Here is a 3,117-nt window from a genome sequence, read left to right on the forward strand (position 1 = left end):
AGGTGTTGAGCGGATTAGAGTAATAATCCATCAACACCAAAAAGTATACACCCAAGAAAATGAAATTATTAGAAAATTTTATAAAGATTTAGAAATAAACAAAAAAGTATAAAAAATAACCTTGTTTTTTCTTGATAATTTATTGTCTTTGTTATAAAATTATAAAGATATAATTAAAAAATTTATTAGAATAAAACTTGAGGTGAGTAGTTTGAAAAAAACAAAAATAGTTTGTACTATTGGCCCTAGAACAGAGTCAGTGGAAATGTTAAAAAATTTATTGGATAAAGGTATGAATGTGATGAGATTAAACTTTTCACATGGAGATTACGAGGAGCATGGAATCAGAATTAAAAATTTTAGACAAGCTCTATCTGAAACTGGTTCAAGAGGAGCTATTTTATTAGATACTAAGGGACCAGAAATAAGAACTATGGCTTTGGAAAATAAAAAGGATGTATCTATTCAGATTGGTCAAAAATTTACTTTTACAACAGATAAAACTTTTGTTGGAAATAAGGATAAGGTAGCAGTAACATATGAAAATTTTGCAAAAGACTTAAAAGTAGGAAATACGGTTTTAGTTGACGATGGATTGATAGCTTTGGAAGTTATAGAAATACAAGCTAATGAAGTTATATGTATTGCAAAAAACAGTGGAGATTTGGGAGAGAATAAAGGGATAAATTTACCTGGAGTATCAGTTCAATTGCCAGCCTTGTCAGAAAAAGATATAAGGGATTTGAAGTTTGGTTGTGAAAATAATGTTGACTTCATAGCTGCATCATTTATAAGAAAAGCTGAAGATGTAAGAGAAGTTAGGAGAATTCTTCATGAAAATGGAGGAGATAGAATATTAATAATTTCTAAAATAGAAAATCAAGAAGGCTTAAATAATTTTAATGAAATATTAAAAGAGTCAGATGGTATAATGGTAGCAAGAGGAGATTTAGGAGTAGAAATTCCAGTTGAGGAAGTCCCTTGTGCACAGAAAATGATGATAAGAAAATGTAATTTAGCTGGGAAAATAGTAATTACAGCAACACAAATGCTAGATTCTATGATAAAAAATCCAAGACCTACAAGAGCAGAGGCAAATGATGTTGCTAATGCTATAATAGATGGAACAGATGCTGTAATGCTATCAGGAGAAACTGCAAAGGGGAAATATCCAGTGGAAGCAGTTGAGGTTATGAATAGAATAGCTTTAAAATTAGATTCTACCATACCATCATTTTATGTGAAAGAAGAAAAAGGAAGAGATATAACATCAGCTGTGGCAGAAGGTACAGCAGATATAAGTGAAACATTAAAAGCAAAACTTATAGTTGTAGCAACAGAATCAGGGAGAGCAGCTAGAGACATGAGAAGATTTTTCCCAACAGCAAATATTTTAGCAATAACAAATAATGAAAAAACTGCAAATCAGCTTATGTTAACAAGGGGTGTAGTTTCGTATGTTGATGCTAGCCCTAAAACTTTGGAAGAATTTTTTGTAATAGCAGAAAGGGTAGCTAAAAAGTTAAACTTAGCTCAAGCAGGTGATATTATAGTTGCAACTTGTGGTGAAAGTGTATTTATTCAAGGTACAACTAACTCAATAAAAGTAATACAAATAAAGGCTTAGTAAAAAATATTAATTTAGAATTTAAAATATTAAATTGTAAGGAGGATTTAAAATGACAGGTATAGTAGATATAGTTGCAAGAGAAATATTGGATTCAAGAGGTAACCCAACAGTTGAAGTAGATGTATTATTAGAATGTGGAGCTAAAGGAAGAGCAGCAGTTCCATCAGGGGCATCTACTGGAAGCCATGAAGCAGTTGAGTTAAGAGATGGAGATAAAAATAGATATTTAGGAAAAGGAGTTTTAAAAGCAGTTCACAATGTTAATACAGAAATAAAAGAAGCTTTAATAGGTATGAATGCTTTAAATCAAGTAGCTATAGATAGAGCTATGATTAAATTAGATGGTACAAAGAATAAGGGAAGATTAGGAGCTAATGCTATATTAGGAGTATCTCTAGCAGTTGCAAAGGCAGCAGCTGATGCTATGGGATTACCTCTATATAATTATTTGGGTGGAGTTAATGCTAAAGAATTACCTTTACCTATGATGAATATATTAAATGGTGGCTCACATGCTGATTCGGCAGTGGATCTTCAAGAGTTTATGGTGCAACCTGTAGGAGCGAAAGACTTTAATGAAGCAATGAGAATGGGTTGTGAAATTTTTCACCATTTAGGAAAAATATTAAAAGCAAATGGGGACTCAACAAATGTCGGAAATGAAGGCGGTTATGCACCAGCAAAAATTCAAGGAACAGAAGGTGCTTTAGAACTTATAAGTGAAGCAGTTAAAGCTGCTGGTTATGAATTGGGTAAAGATATCACTTTTGCATTGGATGCTGCATCAAGTGAATTTTGTAAAGAAGTTTCGAAAGGTAAATATGAATATCATTTTAAAAGAGAAGGTGGAGTTGTAAGAACGACAGATGAAATGATAGAGTGGTATAAAGAATTAACGAAAAAATATCCAATAGTCTCTATAGAGGATGGACTAGGAGAAGATGACTGGGAAGGATGGGTAAAACTAACTAAAGCTATAGGAGATAAAGTTCAAATAGTTGGAGATGATTTATTTGTAACTAACACTGAAAGACTACAAAAAGGAATAGATTTAGGAGCAGGAAATTCAATACTTATAAAATTAAATCAAATAGGGACTTTAACAGAAACTCTAGATGCTATAGAAATGGCAAAAAGAGCGGGAATGACTGCTGTTGTATCACATAGATCAGGAGAAACAGAGGATGCAACAATAGCTGATATTGCTGTAGCAACTAATGCCGGACAAATTAAAACGGGCTCTACTTCAAGAACAGATAGAATGGCAAAATATAATCAACTATTAAGAATAGAAGAAGAATTAGCTTCTGTTGGAGAATACAGAGGAATGGGAGTATTTTATAATATAAAAAAATAGATCTACAGGCTTTAAATTAAAATTATATAACTTTAAAAAATAGTGGTTTTAGATTTATAGAATCACTATTTTTATTTGGGTGTATACTTTTTGGTGTTGATGGATTATTACTCTAATCCGCTCAACACCT

At 31.8% G+C, this 3,117-nt stretch carries 2 protein-coding genes; both read left to right on the forward strand.

Annotation, left to right across the window (positions count from 1 at the left end):
• The first annotated feature begins 211 nt into the window (after positions 1 to 211).
• Positions 212 to 1,627, forward strand: coding sequence for a pyruvate kinase PykF (gene pykF, locus Q4A58_RS07975; protein WP_303118146.1), 1,416 nt, complete (start codon positions 212 to 214; stop codon positions 1,625 to 1,627).
• 52 nt (positions 1,628 to 1,679) lie between these two features.
• Positions 1,680 to 2,987, forward strand: a complete 1,308-nt coding sequence (gene eno, locus Q4A58_RS07980; RefSeq protein ID WP_303118147.1) for a phosphopyruvate hydratase — start codon at positions 1,680 to 1,682, stop codon at positions 2,985 to 2,987.
• Positions 2,988 to 3,117: the final 130 nt, after the last annotated feature.

This window comes from Fusobacterium sp., from assembly GCF_030528405.1.
Classification (GTDB): domain Bacteria; phylum Fusobacteriota; class Fusobacteriia; order Fusobacteriales; family Fusobacteriaceae; genus Fusobacterium.

Coding starts and splice junctions, on each gene's coding strand:
- eno (WP_303118147.1), top strand. CDS start 1,680: ATGACAGGTATAGTAGATATAGTTGCAAGAGAAATATTGGATTCAAGA.